A 748-nucleotide genomic window follows, 5' to 3' on the forward strand; every position below is an offset into this window, starting at 1 on the left:
TCACAAGCAACCTGAGCTGTATAAGCAAATACTTCTTCGCTTTCTCATTTTGTAGGCTCAGGCTGAAAAGGTTCCCCGAACCTTTTCACTGGTCCCCTTTATGAAACAAACCACTTTCTGGGTCGGTTGTAGAAATTTTCTTAGCGACGGGTCCCTCCTCTTTTGCGGGACCTAGCGGCTTTTTTGCGTGCTTCACTCTGTCTCTATTGATTTCAATCTCTAGCTGGTCACTCATAAACTTGGCTTGCTTTTCAATTTCACGATTGATGAATTTACGATTATTCGCCGCAACCTTGATATGGGTCCCGTCAATGAAAATTTCTGTTGGATCTATGAAGCCTGCATTGACGCAGAGACCTAAGATATGGGTGAAAATGCCTTCAATAACTTGTCTATCTTGAAAACGACGGACATAGTTCTTTCCGTAGGTAGTGAAATGAGGCACCTTATCATCCAGTCGAAGACCAAGAAACCAACGGTAGGCAGTGTTGACTTCGATTTCCTTAATGGTTTGACGCATGGAACGAATGCCGAAGAGACACTGAAGGATTGGAATTTTAATGAGCAGAATAGGGTCAAGACTAGGACGCCCTGTATCATCGCTATAGCTATCTGCGACTAAGTCATAGATAAAGGAGAAGTCAATAGCTTCCTCTATTTGACGAAGGAGATGATCTTGAGGAACAAGGTCATCTAAACTGTAGAAACCAAATTGACCGCGATTGTAGTCTGGATTTTCTTTGTGTAA

General features: G+C 42.6%; 1 pseudogene. It reads right to left on the reverse strand.

The window, feature by feature from the left end:
* Positions 1–91: 91 nt before the first annotated feature.
* Positions 92–748 (reverse strand): annotated as a pseudogene (locus NOL38_RS10440) (transposase); the annotation flags it as partial.

It is taken from the genome of Streptococcus suis, from assembly GCF_029616525.1.
In the GTDB taxonomy this organism is placed as follows: domain Bacteria; phylum Bacillota; class Bacilli; order Lactobacillales; family Streptococcaceae; genus Streptococcus; species Streptococcus suis_AF.